Origin of the sequence: Neorhizobium descurainiae (assembly GCF_051400715.1) — a bacterium.
Taxonomy (GTDB): Bacteria; Pseudomonadota; Alphaproteobacteria; order Rhizobiales; family Rhizobiaceae; genus Neorhizobium.
The window spans coordinates 1-20,300 of sequence record NZ_JBLFFK010000041.1; the positions used below are offsets into that span (position 1 = coordinate 1).

Annotated in this window: 20 protein-coding genes and 1 tRNA gene; 10 read left to right on the top strand and 11 right to left on the bottom strand. The window is 63.7% G+C overall.

Annotation, left to right across the window (positions count from 1 at the left end; all coding sequences use genetic code 11):
• The first annotated feature begins 73 nt into the window (after positions 1–73).
• Together ACMGE0_RS32460 and ACMGE0_RS32465 are read left to right on the top strand one after the other, a co-directional pair.
• Positions 74–1,402 carry a KpsE/RkpR family capsule polysaccharide export protein gene (locus ACMGE0_RS32460; RefSeq protein WP_436819985.1) on the top strand — a complete coding sequence of 443 codons (1,329 nt, stop codon included), beginning with the start codon at positions 74–76 and terminating at the stop codon, positions 1,400–1,402.
• Positions 1,403–1,495: 93 nt separating this feature from the next.
• The gene (locus ACMGE0_RS32465; protein ID WP_436819986.1) at positions 1,496–2,782 is read left to right on the top strand and encodes a capsular polysaccharide export protein, LipB/KpsS family; all 1,287 of its coding nucleotides are present in this window, start codon (positions 1,496–1,498) and stop codon (positions 2,780–2,782) included.
• 49 nt (positions 2,783–2,831) lie between these two features.
• On the opposite strand, the gene ACMGE0_RS32470 is transcribed toward ACMGE0_RS32465, so the two are convergent.
• Positions 2,832–2,906 (bottom strand) — tRNA-Gln (locus tag ACMGE0_RS32470).
• Between the two features lie 181 nt (positions 2,907–3,087).
• Here ACMGE0_RS32470 and ACMGE0_RS32475 point away from each other — a divergent pair.
• Both ACMGE0_RS32475 and ACMGE0_RS32480 read left to right on the top strand, forming a co-directional pair.
• On the top strand, positions 3,088–3,387 hold the full coding sequence (locus ACMGE0_RS32475) for a cupin domain-containing protein (RefSeq protein ID WP_436819987.1): 300 nt from the start codon (positions 3,088–3,090) through the stop codon (positions 3,385–3,387).
• Between the two features lie 8 nt (positions 3,388–3,395).
• Positions 3,396–4,307, top strand: coding sequence for an MBL fold metallo-hydrolase (locus tag ACMGE0_RS32480; protein WP_436819988.1), 912 nt, complete (start codon positions 3,396–3,398; stop codon positions 4,305–4,307).
• A 10-nt stretch (positions 4,308–4,317) separates the two neighbouring features.
• On the opposite strand, the gene ACMGE0_RS32485 is transcribed toward ACMGE0_RS32480, so the two are convergent.
• Positions 4,318–5,211, bottom strand: coding sequence for a DUF1499 domain-containing protein (locus ACMGE0_RS32485; RefSeq protein ID WP_436819989.1), 894 nt, complete (start codon positions 5,209–5,211; stop codon positions 4,318–4,320).
• A gap of 108 nt (positions 5,212–5,319) precedes the next feature.
• Here ACMGE0_RS32485 and ACMGE0_RS32490 point away from each other — a divergent pair, with 108 nt between their 5' ends.
• Together ACMGE0_RS32490 and ACMGE0_RS32495 are read left to right on the top strand one after the other, a co-directional pair.
• Positions 5,320–5,460, top strand: coding sequence for a hypothetical protein (locus ACMGE0_RS32490; RefSeq protein WP_436819990.1), 141 nt, complete (start codon positions 5,320–5,322; stop codon positions 5,458–5,460).
• A gap of 94 nt (positions 5,461–5,554) precedes the next feature.
• Positions 5,555–5,821 (top strand): hypothetical protein, encoded by a 267-nt coding sequence (locus tag ACMGE0_RS32495; protein ID WP_436819991.1) that lies wholly within the window; start codon positions 5,555–5,557, stop codon positions 5,819–5,821.
• Between the two features lie 123 nt (positions 5,822–5,944).
• Here the strand turns inward: ACMGE0_RS32495 and ACMGE0_RS32500 are convergent, their stop codons facing one another.
• The gene (locus ACMGE0_RS32500; protein WP_436819992.1) at positions 5,945–6,208 is read right to left on the bottom strand and encodes a pentapeptide MXKDX repeat protein; all 264 of its coding nucleotides are present in this window, start codon (positions 6,206–6,208) and stop codon (positions 5,945–5,947) included.
• Between the two features lie 187 nt (positions 6,209–6,395).
• Here ACMGE0_RS32500 and ACMGE0_RS32505 point away from each other — a divergent pair, with 187 nt between their 5' ends.
• Together ACMGE0_RS32505 and ACMGE0_RS32510 are read left to right on the top strand one after the other, a co-directional pair.
• Positions 6,396–6,944: a sigma-70 family RNA polymerase sigma factor gene (locus ACMGE0_RS32505; protein ID WP_436819993.1), complete on the top strand. Its 549-nt coding sequence runs from the start codon at positions 6,396–6,398 to the stop codon at positions 6,942–6,944.
• Entirely contained in the window at positions 6,941–7,585 is a 645-nt protein-coding gene (locus ACMGE0_RS32510) for an NrsF family protein (RefSeq protein WP_436819994.1), read from the top strand. Before ACMGE0_RS32505 ends, ACMGE0_RS32510 begins: the two co-directional genes overlap by 4 nt.
• 18 nt (positions 7,586–7,603) lie before the next feature.
• Here ACMGE0_RS32510 and ACMGE0_RS32515 read toward each other — a convergent pair whose 3' ends face one another.
• From ACMGE0_RS32515 to ACMGE0_RS32540, 6 genes are all read right to left on the bottom strand, one after another.
• A complete protein-coding gene (locus ACMGE0_RS32515; protein ID WP_436819995.1) occupies positions 7,604–8,035 on the bottom strand; it encodes a GNAT family N-acetyltransferase in 432 nt (143 codons plus the stop codon).
• Positions 8,032–10,704, bottom strand: coding sequence for a pyruvate, phosphate dikinase (gene ppdK, locus ACMGE0_RS32520; protein ID WP_436819996.1), 2,673 nt, complete (start codon positions 10,702–10,704; stop codon positions 8,032–8,034). The genes ACMGE0_RS32515 and ppdK overlap by 4 nt, the downstream gene beginning before the upstream one ends.
• 377 nt (positions 10,705–11,081) lie before the next feature.
• Entirely contained in the window at positions 11,082–14,543 is a 3,462-nt protein-coding gene (locus tag ACMGE0_RS32525; protein ID WP_436819997.1) for a chromosome segregation SMC family protein, read from the bottom strand.
• A gap of 36 nt (positions 14,544–14,579) precedes the next feature.
• Complete coding sequence (locus tag ACMGE0_RS32530) at positions 14,580–15,284, bottom strand: DsbA family protein (protein ID WP_436819998.1); 705 nt, start codon at positions 15,282–15,284, stop codon at positions 14,580–14,582.
• A gap of 146 nt (positions 15,285–15,430) precedes the next feature.
• The gene (locus tag ACMGE0_RS32535) at positions 15,431–15,937 is read right to left on the bottom strand and encodes a DUF721 domain-containing protein (RefSeq protein WP_436820004.1); all 507 of its coding nucleotides are present in this window, start codon (positions 15,935–15,937) and stop codon (positions 15,431–15,433) included.
• Between the two features lie 82 nt (positions 15,938–16,019).
• The gene (locus ACMGE0_RS32540; RefSeq protein ID WP_436819999.1) at positions 16,020–16,523 is read right to left on the bottom strand and encodes a hypothetical protein; all 504 of its coding nucleotides are present in this window, start codon (positions 16,521–16,523) and stop codon (positions 16,020–16,022) included.
• Positions 16,524–16,656: 133 nt separating this feature from the next.
• Here ACMGE0_RS32540 and mutY point away from each other — a divergent pair, with 133 nt between their 5' ends.
• Both mutY and ACMGE0_RS32550 read left to right on the top strand, forming a co-directional pair.
• Positions 16,657–17,757, top strand: coding sequence for an A/G-specific adenine glycosylase (mutY, locus tag ACMGE0_RS32545; RefSeq protein ID WP_436820000.1), 1,101 nt, complete (start codon positions 16,657–16,659; stop codon positions 17,755–17,757).
• A gap of 31 nt (positions 17,758–17,788) precedes the next feature.
• Positions 17,789–18,403 carry an HAD family hydrolase gene (locus ACMGE0_RS32550; protein ID WP_436820001.1) on the top strand — a complete coding sequence of 205 codons (615 nt, stop codon included), beginning with the start codon at positions 17,789–17,791 and terminating at the stop codon, positions 18,401–18,403.
• Between the two features lie 108 nt (positions 18,404–18,511).
• Here ACMGE0_RS32550 and ACMGE0_RS32555 read toward each other — a convergent pair whose 3' ends face one another.
• Together ACMGE0_RS32555 and ACMGE0_RS32560 are read right to left on the bottom strand one after the other, a co-directional pair.
• Positions 18,512–19,642 (bottom strand): site-specific DNA-methyltransferase, encoded by a 1,131-nt coding sequence (locus ACMGE0_RS32555; RefSeq protein ID WP_436820002.1) that lies wholly within the window; start codon positions 19,640–19,642, stop codon positions 18,512–18,514.
• Positions 19,643–19,780: 138 nt separating this feature from the next.
• On the bottom strand, positions 19,781–20,206 hold the full coding sequence (locus ACMGE0_RS32560) for a type 2 periplasmic-binding domain-containing protein (protein WP_436820003.1): 426 nt from the start codon (positions 20,204–20,206) through the stop codon (positions 19,781–19,783).
• Positions 20,207–20,300: the final 94 nt, after the last annotated feature.

Below are 20,300 nucleotides of genomic sequence, written 5' to 3' on the forward strand. Positions count from 1 at the left end.
GAAAATTAACATATTATGATAATTTGGAAGACGCCATCGCCGTCCACGAGCGCAACATGACGAGGCAGTAGACGTGACAGACCAGGCCCAAATCAAGAAGACCGGCGAAGCTGTTGAGCTCCTTCCGTTGCCGGAAGAGGCGAAACCCGTTCAGAAGCCCAAAAACCTCCGGCTGCTCGAAGGTCTCCTGGAAGCGCCCGCGCCCGTCGAGCCCTCCCCGCCCGTCATCGAGATCGAACCGCAAGCGGCCGAGGCGCCCCGCGGCTGGGCCGGCAGATTGCGGCCCCGGCACATCGCCATCATCTCCGGCTTCCTGGCCGTCGTCGCGCTGCCGGCAGTTCTGACGTCCCTCTACATGGCGTTCATCGCCGCCGACCAGTATCACAGCTCGGCTTCCTTTTCCGTCCGCAGCATCGAATCCTCCCAGCCTGCCGACATTCTCGGCATGTTCTCGCAGGCCTCCGGCGGCAGCACGTTCTCCGATTCCTACGTCCTGCTCGACTTCATCCGCAGCGAGCGCATGGTCCAGGCGGTGGACGAGGCGTTCGGGCTGGATTCCGTCTTTGCGCCGCGGGGCCTCGATTATTTCTACGGCATCGGCCAGGAACGGCCGATCGAGGACAAGCTCGAATACTGGCGGCGCATGATCAGCGTCAATTTCGATCATACGTCTGGCATCATGGAGCTCGAGGTCAAGGCCTTCACGCCGGAGGAGTCCCAGAAGATCGCCGCCTTCGTCCTCGCGCAAAGCGAAAAGCTGGTGAACGAGCTTTCGCTCTCGGCGCGCAACGAAGTGCTGAAAGTCGCCCAGAGCGAGGTCCGCATGGCCGAAGAGCGTTTGTCGAACGCCCGGATGGCATTGCGCATCTATCGCGATTCATCGCAGGAAGCCGATCCTGTCGAGGGCGCAAAGCTCGCGACCCAGCTGGTGGCTTCGCTCGAACAGCAACTCGTCCAGTTGAAGACGGAGCTTTCCACGGCGCTGACCCAGATGGGCGAGAATACGCCCCGGGTCCGCGTCATGCGCTCCCAGATCGCCAGCCTGGAAAAGCAGATCGAACAAGAGAGGCAGAGGTTCGGCAGCGGCTCCGCCAGCAAGCAGGGCCGCATGGCTTCGGCGGCGTTCACGGATGTGGCGGGCCGCATCCAGCAATATGAAACGCTGGAAACCGACCGCGAATTCGCCGAACGGGCCTATACGTCCGCGCTCGCGGGCCTGGAAAAGGCGCGGATCGAGGCCAATGCGAAGCAGCGCTACCTCGCCGTCTTCATTCAGCCGACGCTGTCGGAGCTGGCGCAGTATCCGAGCAGGATCCTGAATTCGATCCTCGTATTCCTCGGCGCCTTGCTCGCCTGGGGCGTCGTGGTCATGGGATATTACAATATCCGCGACAGGAACTAGGTGCGGGCCGCCGAGAGGGCGGCCTTGCTGTAACGTCCGTTCCGTGGCCTGTGGCGCAATGCGCGCGATGACTTGGGAAAAGCCGCCGGCAGCATGATGACGAATGACAGGCCGGACTTAGCGGGGCTCACTGTTTTCGCCTTCCATTTCCGAAGATGGAAAAGGGCGATCCTTCAGGCCTATTTTCCGCAAGCCCGCTTCGTCTATCCGCCGCTCTACCTGACGGACAGGGCTTTTGCGCGCGACTGGGCGCCCGCGATCGGGGCTTCGGAAAAGCCGGTTCTTCTCGTCTGGGGCCGGAATGCGCCCCCGGCGGCCATCGCCTTTGCCCGGGAGAATTCTATCCCCCTCTATTTCATCGAGGACGGCTTCATCCGGTCGCTCGTTGCAAATGCCAGCCACAGCGCGCCGTTCTCGCTGACGCTCGATTCCCGCACGCCCTATTTCGACAGCCGCCAGGCATCGGATCTCGAATGCCTCCTCGGCTCCTACGATTTTGCGGGCGATCCCGCCCTGATGGAGCGCGCCCGCAAGGGCATCCGGTCGCTGCTCGCCTCCGGCCTCAGCAAATACAATGCCGGCGGCGCCACGGCCGCGGGGTATGAACCGAAGACAAAGGACAGGCCGCGCATCCTCGTCATCGGGCAGGTGGAGGACGATGCATCCATCACGCTCGGATGCGACCGCCCGGTGACGAACAACGACGTGGTCCGGACCGCGGCGGCGGAAAATCCCGGTTGCGAGATCCTCTACAAGCCGCATCCCGACGTGCTGAACGGGGTCCGCAAGCGCCTTTCCAATCCGGCGGAGGTTGCCCATCTGTGCGAAATCGTCACCGCACCGATTTCCCTACCGGAACTTCTGGCCGACACGGACCATGTCTACACGATCACCTCCCTCGGGGGCTTCGAAGCGCTTCTGCGGGGCATTCCCGTGACCGTCATGGGATGCCCCTTCTATGCGGGATGGGGACTGACGGACGACCGCCAAACGAACTCTAGGCGCGGCCGGAAGCTCAGCGTCGAAGAGCTCTTCGCCGGCGCCTATCTTCTGTATCCGCACTATTTCAATCCGGTGACGGGGGCTACGATCAGCTTCGAGGAATGCCTGGAACTGGCGGCCGGCTGGCGGAAGACCGGCATGCCGCAAAGCCTCATCGCGCCCATCCCAATTCCGGAAAAGCCCGGCTTCCGGCTTTCCGGGCCTTACGGCCTTCTCGGATGGCGCCACCTGCTGACGGAGCCGCTGGCGCGGATCATCGGCACGATCGGCGACAAGGCCGATGCCGACGACTTCCGGAAGAACCCGATCCTCTTCTTCCGGGAACTCTCGAACCCCGCCTTCAGGAAGGTCGGGCGGGTGCTTTATCCGTTCGATTGAATGTGGCGGGTACGGCTTGCGGGCCTGGCCGGTATGGACCCGGAGCGATTGGCTGGGGCGCCTGGATTCGAACCAGGGGATGGCGGTACCAAAAACCGCTGCCTTACCGCTTGGCTACGCCCCAACACGAGCGCGGGCGACAATCGGTAAAATGACCGCCCGGACGAGTGGGCCTGCTCTAGCAAAGCTTTTCCGGCCCCTCAACGTCTAACTTCGCGATTTTCCAATTTTCCGAAGACTGTTTTTGAATGCACCGCAGCAGAAGCGGTGCTAGACCTTCTCAATCCTTCCCATCAGGAGAGACCATGACGCAGTTCCGCGCCCGACCGCCCGCAATCCCCACCGTGCTGATCGACGACGACGTGGTGCGCGTCACCCGCTGGGATTTCGAGCCTGGCGCCGATACCGGCCAGCATGTGCACGGGCTCGGTTACGTCGTTGTGCCGATGACCGACTGCCGGTTCCTCATCGAAGACAAGGAGGGCAGCCGCCGCGTCGACATGGCGGCCGGCGCCGCCTATCGGCGCGATGCGGGCGTCGAGCACAACGTCGTCAATGCGGGCGCCGACCCCATGGCCTTCATCGAAATCGAACACAAGCGTTGAGGCCCCGCATGGCAGAGGACATCACCTTCGACCTGGATTTCGCGCCCGCCTACGGCACGCCCGTGCCGGTGGCCGGCGGCGTTCAGCGGCTCACCGTCAACAATCCCTCGCCTTTCACCTTCCACGGCACGAACACCTATATCGTCGGCGGCTCTTCGGTCGCGGTCATAGACCCGGGACCGGAGAACGAGGCGCATTTCGCGGCGCTCACGGCGGCGCTTGCGGGCCGCGAGGTGACGCATATCTTCGTCAGCCACACCCATCGCGACCATTCGCCCCTCGCCCGGCGGCTGAAGGAAGCGACCGGCGCGATCACCGTCGCCGAAGGCCCGCACCGCGCCGCAAGGCCGCTCCATGCCGGCGAGACGAACCCGTTCGCGGAAAGCGCGGATACCGGCTTCGTCCCGGATATCGCGATCGCAGACGGAGAGAAGATCGAAGGCGACGGCTGGGCGCTTTCGGCCGTCCATACGCCGGGCCATACGGCGAACCACTCCGCCTTCTCGCTCGAAGGCACGGGCGTGCTCTTTTCCGCCGACCACGTGATGGCCTGGGCCACGACGATCGTCGCGCCGCCGGACGGTTCCATGGCGGATTTCATGGTCTCGATCGAAAAGCTGCTCGCCCGCGAGGATCGCATTTTCCTGCCCGGCCATGGCGGGCCGGTGCGAGAGCCAGCTTCCTTCCTCAGGGGGCTCAGGACCCATCGCCGCATGCGCGAGCGCGCCGTACTGGAACGCATCCGGGCCGGCGACCGGCTGATCCCCGACATGGTCAAGGTCATCTATGCCAGTACCGATCCGCGTCTGCACGGAGCCGCCGCGCTCTCCGTGCTCGCGCATCTGGAGGATCTGGTCGAAAAAGGCCGCGTCGCGACCGAGGGGCCGCCGTCGCTTGCGGGGGCTTACTGGCCGGTCTAGTCGCCGGAACCTAATTGCCGGCTATCCCCAGAAGCTCGATATCGAGCCGGTCGAGGAAATCCTCGGCGATCGCCTCGCCCATGCCGAGATCGTGCGGGCCGTAGCGGGAGGCGACGCGGATGTCGACCGACGTCGTCTCGGCATCCTCGCGCAGGCGGATGACGAGGTCGAAACGAAGCCCGAGGACCAGCGTGCGGGTCTCGCCCTGGAGAAGAACGTCGCCGGCGTTGCCGAAAAGCGGCGAGAGCAGCGGCTCGGGACGCGAGAGCGGGATCGGCGCCACATCCGGCACCGGTGTCTGTTCGTCCTGCGGCGCCGGGCGTTCGGCGATATCCGGTGCGATCAGCTCCACGCCCTCCCTCTTGGTGATGGAGATACGGGCGGAAAGCACCGCCTTCTGCACCCCTTCATAGACACGGTCGAGCGCGCCCTGATAGCGCCGGCCGGTGAGGCCGGGATAGGCGGCGAACTGCGCGCGGCGGTCGGCCGGTGTGATCACACCGGCCCGCGGCAGCCATTGCTGGTTTGCCTGGGGCTCCGCGACCCATGGCGGCGGGTCGGCGATATCCGTGGAAATGTCGTAAAGCCGCGGCAGGGTGTAGTAATAGAAGGCACCGGCCGCCACGACGGCAAGCGGGACCGCGGCATAGAACAGCCCTTTGGCTGCCGCGACGCCGCCTTCCGCCCCCACCTGCCACAGTCGCACCAGACCGATTACCGACAGCGGCACGGAAACGGCGGCGATCGCGGCCGAGAGAAAGGTGAGCGCCAGAAAATCCGGGCTCGTCAGCGGCCCGAAGCGATGCGCCAGCGCGGCGATAACGAAGAGCACCAGGGCCGAAAAGCCGAACCGGCGGCTGGCATAAGCCGAATAGGAAACGGGCCGGGCGAAGCGGACGGTCATGCTGGCGGAAAGCTCACGGCAATATGAAAATACCTGAACTTCAATCTAAAGCAGCCTTTCCTAAATGGAAATCGCTTTGTTTCTCCCCCCGGGCATAAGGAGTTCACCATGCGCAATCTTCGGATTTCCTTCCTCGTCGCGATTTCCATCCTCACCGCCAGCTGCCAGTCCACATCCCACGATCCGGGCCAGAATCCCGGCTTCTCGCCCGTCGACCGATCATCCGTGTTCGAATCCAGCAGCGCCTGATGAAAGCCGATGATGGCGCAAGCGGCTATTCTTGTGTAGAAAAAGGCGAGATCGGCTGTTTCGATCGCCTCTGCATTCCATGGAGTTTCCCGCCATGCGCCTTCATCGCCTTCTCGTCCTCGCCGCACTCGCCGGACTGCTTGCGGCCTGCCAGACCATGACGCCGGAGGAGCGCCGCGCGGCCGACGAAAACACCTGCGCCGGCTACGGCTTCCGGCGCGGCACCGACGCCATGGCGCGCTGCCTGCTCGACATCGAGCTCGACCGCCGCGCCGAAGCCCGCTCCTTCCAGTACCGCAGCGCTGCGATGATGTGGCCTCCTGTCGTGGTCGAGCGGCGCGTGATCGTCAGACGGCGCTGAGCGGAATCGGCCGGCCGCCAAGCCGGCACGATCGCAGGCCATGCATTTTTCGAACGAATGAGCGGCTCTTGCCGCAAGAAGAGACGTTGGCCGCGAAGCGAGGGGTCAACCGCCGCGGCAAACTTACTTCATGGCGCCGCAAGCCTTCATCATCTCGGCCTTCTTCATCGAGTCCTTCTCCATGCCCGCCTTGTCCATGCAGGCGGTCTTGGTGCCGGCCGTCGACATGGTATCGGTCTTCATCGACTCCTTGGACATCGCACCGCCCTGCATGTTGTCCTTCTTCATCGTGTCCGTGCTCGTGCTGCTCTGAGCATTGGCGGCGCCTGCGAAAGACAGACCGACAACGAACGTGCAAGCTGCGAGGCTGGAAAGAAGCTTGGTCATGGCATGTTCTCCTCGAATGGGATCGACGTGTCCGCCGGCTGCCTGCCGAAGGCTCACATCCCCTCATTCGGGACCGAGGCAAGGACGTTACCGCTTCACGCGCATGTGATCGCGCCATGGCGACGGGGTATTTTTCTTCCCTCCTGTAACCGTTTACGTCCTCTTTGCGAATAATCGTTGAGACAGCATGACAACCGCCCATTCGGAAGAAGCCCTGAAAACGCTGATGCTTCTCTCCCTGGATGGGGACGAGGCGGCCTACCGGCATTTGCTGAACGCTCTGCGCATCCTGCTCGTCGGTTACTACGGCCGCAGAATGGGCGCGGCGACGAAGGCGGACATGGAAGATCTTGTCCAGGAGACATTGCTGGCGCTGCATTCCCGCCGGTCGACCTATGACCGGGAGCGGCCCTTTACGGCCTGGTTCTTCTCGATCGCCCGCTACAAGCTGATCGACCACCATCGCGGCCGCGGCGGACGAAGATTGGCGGAAACGGAGCTTGGCGAAGACATAGAGAGCGATTTCAGCGAGGAAGCCGTGACGGCGCGGATGGATGTCGAGCGGCTTCTCGACAGCCTGCCGGAAAAACAGCGGGAATTGATCCGCCGGGTGAAGCTGGAGGGCCAGTCGGTCGCCGACACGGCAAGCCGCACCGGCCAGTCGGAATCGGCGGTGAAGGTCGGCATCCACAGAGGTCTCAAGGCGCTGGCGGAGAAGTTGCGAGGCGGAGCGTGAGAAAGACGGACGACATCATCGAGAGCCTGGTCGGCGAGCTGAAGCCGGTGCCGCGGCATGCCCTGCAGCGGCGCTTTGCCCTCGGCGTCCTTCCTGCGCTTGCGGTCTCGCTCGTCCTGATGCTGACCGTCGCAGGCCTGCGGCCCGATCTTTCCCAGGCGCTGTCGCTGCCCGTCTTCTGGATCAAGTCGGCCTATAACGCGCTTCTTGCCATCGCCGCCTTCCTGGCGGTCTATCATCTGGCGCGGCCCGAGGGTTCACAAGGGCGGTTCTTCGCAGCGGCAGCGGCGATCTTCGCGGCGATGGCCGTCGTCGCGGCCATCCAGCTTCTTCTTTCCCCCGCCGAAACCTATCCGGTCCTGATCCTTGGATCGTCGGCGCTACACTGCCCGTTCCTGATCTTCGCCTTCGCGCTTCCCGTCCTTGCAGGAAACGCCTGGGTTCTGCGCCGCGCGGCGCCAACCAATCTCAGGCTTACGGGCTTCATCGCGGGCCTCGCAGCGGGTGCGGCAGGCGCCTGGGTCTATTCCTGGTTCTGCACCGAAAACGGCATGCCCTTCGTGCTGATCTGGTATTCGCTCGGCATCCTTTTGACCGGCGCGCTCGGCAGTCTCCTCGGACCTCGCCTGCTGCGCTGGTAGTCCCGCACGGCCGGCGCCTCAGTAATTCCTCATCGCGTAATGGGGAATGCCGACCTCGAAGAACTCGTCGCCATAGGCCTTGAAGCCGAAGCGCTCGTACATGGCCGTCTTGTCGCTCTGCGCCGTCAGATAGAAACGGTTTTCCCGCACGTCCTTATGGGCATCCATCGCCTGGCGGATCATTGCGCTCGCGACGCCATTTCCCCGCCAGGGGAGGCTCACCACCACCCGGCCGATCTTCACGCAATCCTCCGCATGGATGACCCGCAGCGTGCCGCAGACCTCGCCGGAGACGATGGCGACGAAATGAAAGGCGGTCAAATCATCCTCGTCGAACTCCATATCAGCCGGCACGTCCTGCTCGACGATGAAGACCTCCCGGCGCAGCCGGAACCCCTCGTTGCAGAGCGTGCTGAAGACAGGCACGGAAAGAACGGTGATACTGGTCATGGCTTCCTCTTTCCGATTGCCGCCTGGGCCGCCGCCAGACGTGCGATCGGCACGCGGAAGGGCGAGCAGGAGACGTAGTCGAGGCCGGCATCCTCGCAGAAGCGGATCGAGGCCGGATCGCCGCCATGTTCGCCGCAGATGCCGAGCTTCAGGTCGTTGCGGGTCCTGCGGCCACGCTCGGCGGCCAGCCGGATCAGTTCGCCGACGCCGTCGAAATCGAGCGAGATGAACGGGTCGTGTTCGATGATGCCCTTCCTCTGATAGGTGGGGATGAAGGCGGCCGCATCGTCGCGCGACATGCCGAAGGTCGTCTGCGTCAGGTCGTTCGTGCCGAAGGAGAAGAATTCCGCCGTCTCGGCAATCACATGGGCGCGGATCGCGGCGCGCGGCAATTCGATCATCGTGCCGGCGAGATAGGCGATCGGCACGCCGCTTTCCTTCGCCACGTCCTCGGCGACGCGGTCGATGACGCCCTTCACATAGTCCAGCTCGGCGCGGAGGCTGACGAGCGGCACCATGATTTCGAGCTCCACCGGCTCGCCGGTCTCCTTCGCCGCCGCGACCGCCGCCTCGAAGATGGCGCGGGCCTGCATTTCGGCGATCTCGGGATAGGAGATCGCCAGCCGGCAGCCGCGATGGCCGAGCATGGGGTTGAACTCGTGGATCGCATCGATGCGGCGGGCAAGGAAGGCCGGCGGCATGCCCATGGCCTTCGCAACCTCGGCGATCTCGGCCTCGGTCTTCGGCAGAAATTCGTGCAGCGGCGGATCGAGGAGGCGGATCGTCACCGGCAGGCCGTGCATGATGGAAAAGAGATCGGTGAAATCCGAACGCTGCATCGGCAGGAGTTTCGAAAGTGCGGCGCGGCGGCCCTTCTCATCCTCGGCAAGGATCATCTCGCGCATCACATGGATGCGGTCGCCTTCGAAGAACATGTGCTCGGTGCGGCAAAGGCCGATGCCCTCCGCCCCGAAGGAGCGTGCGGCGCGGGCATCCTGCGGCGTATCGGCATTGGTGCGCACGGTCATGCGGCGGTTCTTGTCGGCCCAGACCATCAGCTTGCCGAAATCGCCGGACAGTTCCGGCTGGATCATCGGCACGGCGCCCTTCAGCACCTGGCCGGACGAACCGTCGATGGTGATCGTTTCGCCGCGCTTCAGGGTGACGCCGCCGGGCCCGATCAGATGCTCGTTGCGCAGATCGACGCGCATCGAGCCAGCGCCGACCACGCAGGGAATGCCCATGCCGCGGGCGACCACCGCCGCATGGCTGGTCATGCCGCCGCGGGTCGTCAAAATGCCCTCGGCGGCATGCATGCCGTGGATATCCTCCGGGCTCGTCTCGATGCGCACGAGGATGACCTTGCGGCCTTCCGATTCCGCCTCCACCGCCTCTTCCGCCGTGAAGACGATCTCACCGGTCGCAGCTCCGGGCGAGGCCGGCAGGCCGGAACCGACGACATGGCGTTCGACGCGCGGATCGATCGTCGGGTGGAGAAGCTGGTCGAGCGACGGCGGCTCGATGCGGCAGACGGCCTCCTCCTCGGTGATCAGCCCTTCTTCCACCATATCCACCGCGATCTTCATCGCCGCGCGGGTGGTGCGCTTGCCCGCGCGGGTCTGCAGCATCCAGAGCGTGCCCCGCTCGACGGTGAATTCGAGGTCCTGCATATCGCGGTAATGGGCTTCCAGCCGTTCGCAGATCGCCCTGAACTCAGCAAACGCCTCCGGCATCAGCTTTTCCATCGACGGCTTTTCGGAGCCGGAGGCGAGACGCCCCTCCTCCGTGATCGATTGCGGCGTGCGGATGCCGGCCACGACGTCCTCGCCCTGCGCATTGACCAGGAACTCGCCGTAAAGCGACTTTTCGCCCGTGGACGGATTGCGGGTGAAGGCGACGCCGGTGGCCGAAGAAGAGCCGAGATTGCCGAAGACCATGGCCTGGACATTGACGGCCGTGCCCCATTCCTCGGGAATGCGATGGAGCGTGCGGTAGGTCATGGCGCGCGGGTTCATCCAGCTCGCGAAGACGGCCGCGATCGCGCCCCAGAGCTGCACATGCGGGTCCTGCGGGAAACTCGCGTCCAGCTCCTCCTCGATCACCCGCTTGTAGAGCCCCACGACATGCTGCCATTCGACGGCGGAAAGATCGGTTTCGTATTCGTGGCCGAAGCGGGCCTTCTCATCCTCCAGGATTTCCTCGAAGACTTCGTGATCGAGCCCCATGACCACGTCGGCATACATCTGAATGAAGCGGCGATAGCTGTCCCAGGCAAAACGCGCGTCGCCCGCATCGTGGCCGAGCGCCTGCACGGTCTCGTCGTTGAGGCCGAGGTTCAGGACGGTGTCCATCATGCCGGGCATGGAGGCGCGCGCGCCCGAGCGGACGGAGAGCAACAACGGCTTCGCGTTGCCGCCAAAGGTGCGGCCCGTCAGCCCTTCCATGGCTAGAATGCCCTCCAGAACCTGCGCCTTCAGATCGTCGGGAAGCGTCCTGCCGTTGCCGAAATAAAAGCCGCAGGCATCGGCAACGATGGTGAGGCCCGGCGGCACCGGCAGGCCGAGGCTCGCCATCTCCGCGAGATTGGCACCCTTGCCGCCCAGCCGACCGAAATCGGCGGCACGGCCCTCCGCTTCGCCTCCGCCGAAGCGATAGACCCACTTCGTCATGCTGCTCTCCACCCCGACGCAGTCCGTTTTTCCCAATAAGTACAAGTTTTATGACGGTTTGGGAACGGATGACGGCAGGATTATGTTGCACCGCAACAAAATAGCAGGGAAGGCGTTCAGGAGGGCGGCAGGGGGGATCCCAAAAACAAAGCTTTGCGGGGCCGGATCACAGGCGGCCCCGCAAAGCTTTCCGCCCGGGACAGGAAACCCGGACGGGGGGTTGGAAATTCAACCGTTTGCGCCCTTACTCAGAACCAACGGACGCGAAAATTTAATTCAATACGCAATCACAAGATACTAATATCCGAAAAATTACATCCCCCATATGGGTGATTCAACGTAAATGGTGAGCATTTTCACGAAACATTGTAAATTGCTCAGCTCGCCTCGCGCATCAACTCGGCCGTCTGGAGATCGACGGACACGAGCTGGGAGACACCCTGCTCGGCCATGGTGACGCCGAAGAGCCGGTTCATGCGGGCCATGGTGATGGGATTGTGGGTGATGATGATGAAGCGGGTTTCGGTGGACGCCGCCATCTCGTCCATAAGGTTGCAATAGCGCTCGACATTGTGGTCGTCGAGCGGCGCATCCACCTCGTCCAGCACGCAGATCGGGGCGGGATTGGTGAGGAAGACGGCGAAGATCAGCGCCATGGCGGTCAGCGCCTGCTCGCCGCCGGAAAGCAGCGTCATGGTCTGCGGCTTCTTGCCAGGCGGGCGGGCGAGGATTTCGAGGCCCGCTTCGAGCGGATCGTCGGATTCGATGAGCTGCAGTTCGGCCGTGCCGCCGCCGAAGAGATGGGTGAAAAGCCGCTGGAATTCGGCATTGACCACGTCGAAAGCGGCGAGAAGGCGTTCGCGGCCTTCGCGGTTCAGGCTCTGGATCGCGCCGCGCAGCTTGCGGATCGCATCGATGACGTCGGCGCGCTCGTGCATCAGCAGGTCGAGCTTGTCGGACAGTTCCTTCTGTTCCTCGTCGGCGCGCAGATTGACGGCGCCCAGCCGCTCGCGCTCCATGCGCAGCCGGTCGACTTCGCGCTCGATCTCGCGGATATCGGGCATGGGCGCGTCGGGCTTGAGACCCGCGAGCCGCAGCACCTCGTGCGGGGCGACGCCCAGCGTCTCGCGGATGCGCTGCTCGCTCTCGTGGCGCTTCTCGGCGGCCGAAACCAGGCGCTCCTCGGCACGGCCGCGCTTTTCGCGCGATTCGGCGAGTTCGGAAAGCGCAACCGCGGCAAGCCGGTCCGCCTCGCGCTGATGGGTCTCGGCCTCCGCCAGCCGGTCGGCGGCGGCGCGGCGGGCCGCCTCGGCCTTCTGCAACTCGGAAAGCAGCGCCCGGCGCTTGTCGTCGAATTCCTCGGGCGCGGCTTCGAGATCGGCGATCTCCTCGCGAGCCTCTTCCTCGCGTTCGCGCAGGCTCGTTATGTGATCGGCGGCGCTCGCGGCGCGTGCGGTCCAGGAAGCGCGCTCCTCGGCGATCGCCACAAGGCGGCGCTTGCGGGCTTCGGTCTCGCGGCTCAGGCCCTCGTAGCGGGCGCGCGCTTCGGCCAGCAGGCCCCGATCGGTCGCGACGACCGCCTGCTGCCCCCGCAGCCGGTCGTCGATGCCGGAAATATCCGGCGCATCCTCCAGCTCCGCCCGGGCATTCTCTTCCTGCAGGCCGAGATCGCCTATCTGCGCATTGAGCTGGTTTAGGGCTTCGGTCGCGACATCGCGGCGGCGCATCAGGTCTCCGGCGGCGCGCTCGGCGGCGGCGAGCGCATCGCGGGCTTCGGAGAGCTGGCGGGCCGCGAACCGGCTGCGGTCGCGGGCGTCCGCGAGACGTTTCTCCTGGGCGCCGATCTCGGATGCCGCGGCGGCAAGCGCCACCTCGGTCTCCGACAAGACGATGCGGGCCTCATCGATCTCGGCTTCCAGTTCCGAGAGGCGGTTTTTCTGGGAAAGGCGCAGCGCCGCGGCACCGGGCGCCTCGGAACCGGTGACATGCCCGTCCCAGCGATAGACGGCGCCTTCCTTCGTCACCAGACGCTGGCCGGGCCGCAGGAGCCGCATCAGGCGACGCGCATCGGCTTCCGAGACGATGCCGATCTGGGCGAGGCTGCGGGAAAGCTCGGGCGGAGCCGTCACACGGGCAATCAGCGGCTCGGCGCCCTGCGGCAGGCCCGGATCGGCGGCACCGTCGCCGTTCAGCGACCAATAGGTCGGCGCAGCACCGTCTATCGGGCTTTCGAGATCGTCGCCCAGGGCGGCACCCAAAGCCGCCTCGAAGCCGCGATCGACGCGGATCATCTCCGCGACCGCGACGAAATCGCCCGATGTGGCGCCGGCGGCCAGCATTTTCGAAATGGTGCGAGCCTCGGTCTCCAGCGCATTCAGCGCCGAACGGGCAGTTTCCACCGGGCCTCGGGCCATCAGCTCGCCGGCGCGGGCGGATGCGAGCGCGGCTTCGACCTCCTCGACAGCAACTGCCGCATCCTCGACGGCCACTTCCGCCGCCTCCACAGCCTCGCGCCTCTCGGCCGGATCGTCGAGGCCTGCAAGACGCTCGTTGATGGTGTCGAGTTCGCCCGTCGCGTCGGCAAGCTGCCGGTCGAGACGCTGGCGCCGCTCTGCAAGGTCGCGGATCAGCCTCTCGAGCTGATTGCGGCCGGCGGCTGCCTCGGCGCGCTCGGCAGTGATGGCCGAGAGCAGCTTTTCGCTTTCGGCAAGTGCCGCGGCGGCAGCCTCGAAGGCCTCGCGCATCTCCTCCGCTTCCGAACCGGAATCGGCCAGCATGTCGTTGAGATCGGCCTCCTCCTGGTCGAGCTTTTCGAGGAAGGCGGCATTGTCGGCGGCAAGCTGCTCCTCGCGGCGGAGGTCCTCGCCGAGCTGGGCAAGCCTGCGGGTCAATTCATCGCGCCGTTTCAGAAGGCGGTTCGCCTCCTCCTCCAACTGGCCGCGGGCGATCTGGATGCGCTGCAGCGCCGCGCCCGCCTTCGCCTCCTCCTCGCGCAGCTCCGGCAGCTTGAGGCTGGCGACCGCCTGTTGCTTGGCCGCCTCCATCTGCGCCTGCGCCTTCTCGGCGACCACGACCGTCACCTGGTTGAGCGCGCTTTCCGCCTCGCCTTCCGCCTCCTTCGCCTGAACCCAGCGGATATGCAGGAGCATGGCCTCGCGGGCGCGGATATCCGCCGACAGAGTCTTGAAGCGGTTCGCCTGACGGGCCTGCCGCTTCAGGCTCTCGATCTGCGTTTCGAGCTGGGTCAGCACGTCGTCCAGCCGTTCGAGATTGCCTTCGGCGGCGCGCAGCCGAAGCTCGGCCTCGTGACGGCGGGAATGCAGGCCGGAAATGCCGGCCGCCTCTTCCAGAAGCTGGCGGCGGGCCTGGGGTTTTGCCTGGATGAGCTCGCCGATCCGCCCCTGCCCGACCATGGACGGCGAGCGGGCGCCGGTCGAGGCATCTGCAAACAGAAGCTGCACGTCCCTGGCGCGCGCCTCCTTGCCGTTGATCCGATAGATGGAGCCAGACTCGCGCTCGATCCGGCGCGTCACCTGGATCTCGTCGCTGTCGTTGAAGGCGGCGGGCGCCGTGCGGTCGGAATTGTCGAGATAGAGGCCGACTTCGGCGGTATTGCGGGCCGGACGGTTGCCGGAGCCGGAGAAGATCACGTCGTCCATGCCGGACGCGCGCATGTTCTTGTAGGAGTTTTCGCCCATCACCCAGCGCAGCGCTTCGACAAGGTTCGACTTGCCGCAGCCGTTCGGGCCGACCACGCCGGTGAGCCCCCGCTCGATGATGAATTCCGTCGATTCGACGAAGGACTTGAACCCGACGAGGCGCAGCTTGTTGAATTTCATGCCGCGCCCCTCACCTTCCTCTTGAGGAAGATGTGCTCACAACAGGCTGTCGATGAGCGCCGACATGGATTCAACCGACATGTCTCCCGAATATTTCTTGCCGTTGATCAGGAAGGTCGGCGTGGAATTGACGCCGAATTCGTCCGCCCCTCTCTTTACGACTTGGTTTACTTCATCGAGAAGCTTCTGGTTCGTCAAGCAGGCCTCGAAACTCTGCTGTGAGTAACCTGCAAGCTTGACACTTTGAAGAAGGGCGCTGCGGACATTGCCGTCGGCCGGCGCGGCCCAGGTGCGCTGCTGCTTGAAGAGCATCGAGACCATCGGGAAATATTGCGCGGGCGTCGCAAGCTCGGCCGGATTCTGCGGGTTGCAGCGGGCGAGCATGAAGGCAGCGGTCGCGACCGGATCGAACGGGAACTCGCGAATGATGAAACGCGCCTTGCCGGTGTCGATATATTTGGTCTTGATCGTGTCGAAAGTCACGTTGTGGAAGTTGGCGCAGTGCGGGCAGGTCATCGACATGTATTCGATGATCGTCACCGGCGCCTTTTCGTCGCCGAGCGCCATTTCCGGCAGCGGGCCGGGCTTCACGGCCTCGGCCATATCGACATCGCCCTGGGATTCCGGCAGTTCCTGAGCGAAGGCTCCGGAGGCGCCGAGCGGCAGCGCCAGGCAAAGAGCGGTCACGGCCACTCCGCCAAGAAGCGCGCGCCTGGTCATGGTGATATCGTTCATCTGCATGGAACACCCGTGTGCGAGAGGTCTCAAATAAATTCGACAATTCCGTATCGCGGCGCCCGAACGCGAACAAGCTGTCGATAAGGAAATCTCTTCAAAGAATTGTGACAAATCGGAGGTGTATCAAGAAGATCGCAGCTCTTCGGAGATCATACCCTGCGTTTCTTCTGCAGGACGGCGGTGCCGAGCCGTTCGACCGCCTTTCTCAAAGCTTCGCTCTCGATGCCCTGCATCATGGTCTCAAGCCGCTTCGCAGCCTCCCCCTTCAAGGGCGGGGGCTTGCGCGGGTGCTTGAAGGTCTGGGATACGGGTTTCTGGACGATGCGGATCTGGCGCACCGCCGGAAAGCCGAAAAAGCCGTTGATGCGGGCGATCAGCTCGCCCTGCGCATGGGTGAGGAAAAGCGCGCGGGCACCTTCGCAGGCGATCGTCAGCACGCCCGGCTGATGGCCGCCGCCCGCGCCGGTGCCTTCGTCGCGGCGCGGCCAGGCGATCTTTTCCGGCCGCGTGCAATCGGCAAAATCCTCGCCGGCGATCTCGTCCCAGGAGCCGAGCAGCGCGGTCGAGATGCCGGCCCGGCGGGCCAGCACCGGATCGATGATGCCGTTCGCCACTTCGGAAATCTGAAACTCCCGCCGTCCTTTCTGACGGTGCATCTGTTCCAAGCTGCTCATTTCCCGATCCGATCCAATCAATCAGACACCATCATAAACATTGCAATGCGATTGGGAAAGGAAGCTAGAGCAGGCCGTGCCAAATCTTGACGCCCCTGACCATTAGCATTCGCGCGAAGCTGACCGCTGCAATCAGATAGGCGATGATCGTCGCATGCATGACGAGAGAAAGCTTGGGGTTTCCGAGCCCGTACCATCCGTAAACTATCGTGACCCATGTGAAGAGCCCCATAAAAAGCAGCGAGCCGGAAATAGGAGGAAGTGCTTTGACCGCCTGCCTAAGGCCGATCGGCCGCCATTTTGCCCAGCCATTTGGTAATACAGGGTAAGTAAGCAAGCGTCTGAGAAATCCAACCAACGCATTCCAGACCTGCCCGATAGCTTTGTAGAAGGGTTGCATCGAGGGCGCCGTCCACTGGCGAATCGCCAGTCTCACGTACCTGCCTACAAAATATACCGCGCCCACAGTGGCTGTGAGCGCAGTCACTATGACGACTAAAGCAACGAGCGGGGCCAGGTAGTCCTCATAAGGCAGCGATCCGATGGAAATTCCGGTGATCGATATCATTCCTCTCTCCTTCAGCGATTGACCGGGTCGTCATCAACGGCAAAGGCCGCATAGTCCAATTAGGCCTCTGTCCCCAGCTTTCGAGGGGATTTGCCGTTGGCGAACCATGCCCTGATCACTATCTTTGCCGCCGATGAAAACGTCCCCAACCCTTGCAGCATCAAGGTCAGACCTCGCCGGCAGTCTTCTGGCCTGGTACGACCGGCACCACCGGGACCTGCCCTGGCGGGTGAGCCCGGCCGCGGCGAAGGCGGGCAAAAGGGCCGATCCCTATCACGTCTGGCTGTCGGAAGTGATGCTGCAGCAGACCACCGTGCAGGCGGTCAAACCCTATTTCGCGAAGTTCCTCAAGCTCTGGCCGAAGGTGACCGATCTTGCCGCCGCCCCGGTCGAGGACGTCATGGCCGCCTGGGCCGGCCTCGGTTACTACGCTCGCGCACGCAACCTCAAGAAATGCGCCGACGCCGTTGCGGCCGAACATGGCGGCGTCTTTCCCGATACGGAGGAAGGGTTGAGGGCGCTTCCCGGCATCGGCGACTATACGTCCGCAGCGGTGGCGGCCATCGCCTTCAACCGGCAGTCCGCGGTGATGGACGGCAATGTCGAGCGGGTGATCTCCCGGCTCTACGCCATCGATGCGCCGCTTCCAGGCTCGAAGCCGCTGATGAAGCGGCAAGTGGCGGAACTGACGCCCGCCGACCGGCCCGGCGATTTCGCCCAAGCCATGATGGACCTCGGCGCGACGATCTGCACGCCGAAGCGGCCGACCTGCGCGCTCTGTCCCTTCCGCGACGATTGTCTCGCCTTTGCCGGGCACGATCCGGAACTGTTTCCGGTGAAGGCCGCCAAGAAGGAAAAGCCGGTGCGCTCAGGCGCGGCCTTCGTCGCCGTCACGCCGGAAGGGGACGTGCTTTTGCGGCGGCGCGTCGAAAGCGGCCTTCTGGGCGGTATGACGGAAGTGCCGACGACGGCCTGGACCTCGCGGCTCGACGGCGGCACGACCACCGGCCACGCACCCTTCCCCGCCGACTGGCAGGCCTGCGGCACCGTCGTCCATGTCTTCACCCATTTCGAGCTCAGGCTCTCCGTCTTCCGGGCGCGCACCCCGAAGACCGCTACCGATGACGGATGGTGGGAGCCGGTCACAAATCTTGAGGCCCAGGCGCTGCCGACTGTCATGAAAAAAGCAATCGCACAGGCTATTCCGCGAGCCTTCGAAAAACACCCGAACTGATTCCGACCCTTTCATTCCTCAGGAAACATTCATGGCGGCCAAGATCGACCACATCGTCTTCGACATCGGCAAGGTGCTGATCCACTACGATCCCAACATCCCCTACAGCCGCATCATTCCCGACGAGGAGGAACGCAAGTGGTTCTTCCTCAACGTCTGCACCCACGAATGGAACCTGGAACAGGATCGCGGCCGGAAATGGGAAGAGGCCGAAACGCTGCTGATCGAAAAACATCCGGAACGGGAGGAGCAGATCCGCGCCTTCCGCAAATACTGGCACGAGATGGTGCCGCACGCCTATGACGGCTCCGTCGCGATCATGGAAAGCCTGATCGATAAGGGCCGCGACGTGACGATGCTCACCAATTTCGCCGCCGACACTTTCGTCCATGCAAGGAAGATTTTCCCCTTCCTGAACAAGCCCCGCGGCGTCACCGTTTCCGGCGAGATCGGCCTCATCAAGCCGGATGTCGCGATCTATGAGAAGCATGCCTGCGATTTCAACCTGACGCCGCAAGCGACGATCTTCATCGACGATTCCCAGGCGAATGTCGAAGGCGCGCGCGCCGCCGGCTGGCAGGCGGTACATTTCAAGGATCCGGAAACGCTGAAAAAGGACCTCGCCAGCTACGGCGTGAACGTCTGAAAAGAAATGGCGCCCGGGGTCAGCCTCCCCGGGCGCCAATTATCCTCGTCCGGGACTAGAGGTACATGACCGGACCAGGAATGCGTGCGATCTGGCAGGACTGGTGGATCAGTCCAATTTCGCCAGGTCGTTCCGGATCACGGCTCTGAGTTCGTCGATGGGCTTCAAGGATTGCCCGTCGTCGAAGTGCCAGAACGTCCATCCGTTGCAGGCATCAAGGCCCTGCACTTTCGCGCCAAGGCGATGAATGGAACCTGCTTCGCCGTTGGCCGCAAGCGTGCCGTCGGCGCGTATGATCGCGCTCCAACGGCGTCTGGCATCGGTCAGCACCTGACCGGGCCGGACGAGGCCTGCTTCAACCAGCGTGTTGAAGGCGACGCGAGGCTCCGCCTTCTTGCCGGTCATGACCGTCAGCTCCGCCTTGCCGAGCGGTTCGACGGCCGCGATGCGGGCGGCAGCCGCATCGATGTAATCCTGTTCGCGTTCAATCCCGACGAAATTGCGGCCAAGACGCCTGGCCACCGCACCGGTCGTGCCGGAGCCGAAAAAGGGATCGAGGATGACGTCCCCCGGCCTGGTGGAGGCCATGATGACGCGGGCAAGCAGCGCTTCCGGCTTCTGGGTCGGATGGACCTTCTTGCCGTCCCCGCCCTTCAGCCGTTCGGAGCCGGAGCAGATCGGAAAGAGCCAGTCGGAACGCATCTGCACGTCGTCGTTCGACGCCTTCAGCGCATCGTAGTTGAAAGTATAGCCCTTCGCCTTGGCGTCGCGGCTTGCCCAGATCATCGTCTCATGGGCGTTCTGGAAGCGGCGGCCCTTGAAATTCGGCATGGGATTGGTCTTGCGCCAGACGATGTCGTTCAGGAGCCAGAAATTCAGGTCCTGCATGATCGCGCCGACGCGGAAGATGTTGTGATAGGAGCCGATGACCCAGATCGTGCCGTTCGGCTTCAGGACGCGGCGGCAGGCGAGCAGCCAGGCGCGGGTGAAGGCGTCGTAGGCCTCGAACGAGGCGAACTGGTCCCATTCGTCGTCGACCGCATCGACCAGCGATTGGTCGGGGCGGTGCAGCGTGCCGCCGAGCTGCAGGTTGTACGGGGGATCGGCGAAGATCGCATCAACGGAATGATCCGGCAGGGCCTCCAGAGCGGCGACGCAGTCACCCTTGATGATGGAATTGAGCCAGGTGTCCGGACGGACCTGCCGCTGCAGGTCGGCCAGCGGAAGAACTGCTGCCATAAGATACTCGCTACGCTGTACTCAAACGAATTTACTGACTGTTATGGTTACCCATCCTGGTTACCAAAACCTGAAAGGCACGGCCGATTTCGAGAAAAATTTTGGAGCGCTCGACTTGAGCAAGGGAGGCGGCTTTCCCTAGCCTGCGACCAGATCGATTTCGGCGTCATCAAAGCCAAACGTCTTCATCATCGCTCGATGCTGCTCCGAACCAAGATAGGCCAGAAGCGCCTCGTCGATCGTCTGTCTGAACGCCTCATCGGACTTGTTGAATGCAAACGAACCGAATGCCGGTTCCTTCTCATCGCGACCGACGATCACGGTCTCCAGGGACAGGCTTTTGTTCTGTTCCAGGTACCCGCCATGCGCCCGTGCCACGCTCGCATAAGCATCCGCGCGTCCATCCAATACGGCAGTTGCCGCGTCGGCATAGGTCTCCAAGATCAGGATCCGCTCCTCCGGCACGCCCAACTCGACAGCGGATCGGTGCTGGAACTGGTCACGAATGACCACCAGAACGCAGCCGTTTGTCTGTGCGACCGATCTGTATCCAGTGAGTTGCATGGGGTTGCCCTGCCGCACTAGGTCGGATCGACATTCATCGCATCCATATCATTGCTGCGATGAGGTGAACGATACCTGTGAAATGGACGCTTCT